Here is a 2,061-nt window from a genome sequence, read left to right as displayed (position 1 = left end):
TAGGATAAGCCCTCGACCGATTAGTATTGGTCAGCTCCACACATTGCTGCGCTTCCACCTCCAACCTATCAACCTCGTCGTCTTCAAGGGGTCTTACTAATTGGGAAATCTCATCTTGAGGGGGGCTTCACGCTTAGATGCTTTCAGCGCTTATCCCGTCCATACTTGGCTACCCAGCGGTGCTCCTGGCGGAACAACTGGTACACCAGCGGTATGTCCATCCCGGTCCTCTCGTACTAAGGACAGCTCCTCTCAAATTTCCTACGCCCACGACAGATAGGGACCGAACTGTCTCACGACGTTCTGAACCCAGCTCGCGTACCGCTTTAATGGGCGAACAGCCCAACCCTTGGGACCTACTTCAGCCCCAGGATGCGATGAGCCGACATCGAGGTGCCAAACCTCCCCGTCGATGTGGACTCTTGGGGGAGATAAGCCTGTTATCCCCAGGGTAGCTTTTATCCGTTGAGCGATGGCCCTTCCATGCGGTACCACCGGATCACTAAGCCCGACTTTCGTCCCTGCTCGACCTGTATGTCTCGCAGTCAAGCTCCCTTATGCCTTTGCACTCTTCGAATGATTTCCAACCATTCTGAGGGAACCTTGGGGCGCCTCCGTTACTCTTTAGGAGGCGACCGCCCCAGTCAAACTGCCCACCTGACACTGTCCCCGAACCGGGTTACGGTCCTAGGTTAGAACTCCGATACGATCAGGGTGGTATCCCAACGTCGCCTCCACACAAGCTGGCGCTCATGCTTCAAAGGCTCCCACCTATCCTGTACAGATCGTACCAAAGTCCAATATCAAGCTGCAGTAAAGCTCCATGGGGTCTTTCCGTCTTGTCGCGGGTAACCTGCATCTTCACAGGTATTAAAATTTCACCGGATCTCTCGTTGAGACAGCGCCCAAGTCGTTACGCCATTCGTGCGGGTCAGAATTTACCTGACAAGGAATTTCGCTACCTTAGGACCGTTATAGTTACGGCCGCCGTTTACTGGGGCTTCGGTTCATAGCTTCGGGTTACCCCTAACCACTCCCCTTAACCTTCCAGCACCGGGCAGGCGTCAGCCCGTATACTTCGCCTTACGGCTTCGCACAGACCTGTGTTTTTGCTAAACAGTCGCTTGGGCCTTTTCACTGCGGCCCCCTCGTGCTATTCACACTACCGGGGCACCCCTTCTCCCGAAGTTACGGGGTCATTTTGCCGAGTTCCTTAACGAGAGTTCTTCCGCGCGCCTTAGAATTCTCTTCTCGCCTACCTGTGTCGGTTTGCGGTACGGGCACCATCACCTGGCTAGAGGCTTTTCTTGGCAGTGTGAAATCATGACCTTCGGTACTGCAATTTTCCCTCCCCATCACAGCCTAGCCTTATCGATGTGCGGATTTGCCTACACATCAGCCTCACTGCTTGGACAGACATCCATCAGTCTGCGTCACTATCCTACTGCGTCACCCCATTGCTCATAACGGCTTACGGTGGTACAGGAATTTCAACCTGTTGTCCTTCGACTACGCCTTTCGGCCTCGCCTTAGGTCCCGACTTACCCTGAGCGGACGAACCTTCCTCAGGAACCCTTAGGCTTTCGGCGGACATGATTCTCACATGTCTTTTCGTTACTCATACCGGCATTCTCACTTGTATGCTGTCCAGCGCTCCTTACGGTACACCTTCAACCTACATACAACGCTCCCCTACCCCTGATACATACGTATCAAGCCATAGCTTCGGTGGTGTGTTTAGCCCCGTTACATTTTCGGCGCAGAGTCACTCGACCAGTGAGCTATTACGCACTCTTTAAATGATGGCTGCTTCTAAGCCAACATCCTGGTTGTCTTTGCAACTCCACATCCTTTCCCACTTAACACACACTTGGGGACCTTAGCTGATGGTCTGGGCTGTTTCCCTTTTGACAATGGATCTTAGCACTCACTGTCTGACTCCCGGTTATAAGTCTATGGCATTCGGAGTTTGACTGAGCTTGGTAACCCTTGGCGGGCCCCGCACCCAATCAGTGCTCTACCTCCACGACTCTTAACACCGAGGCTAGCCCTAAAGCTATT

General features: G+C 53.3%; 1 rRNA gene (running past one end of the window). It reads right to left on the bottom strand.

The features are described from left to right. A 23S ribosomal RNA gene (locus tag BVG16_RS32145) occupies positions 1-2,061 on the bottom strand (it continues 867 nt past the right edge of the window).

Source organism: Paenibacillus selenitireducens (assembly GCF_002021565.1).
GTDB classification, from domain to species: domain Bacteria; phylum Bacillota; class Bacilli; order Paenibacillales; family Paenibacillaceae; genus Paenibacillus_K; species Paenibacillus_K selenitireducens.
Note: the sequence above shows the minus strand (reverse complement) of the source record. Positions and strands in the feature narration are given on the sequence as shown.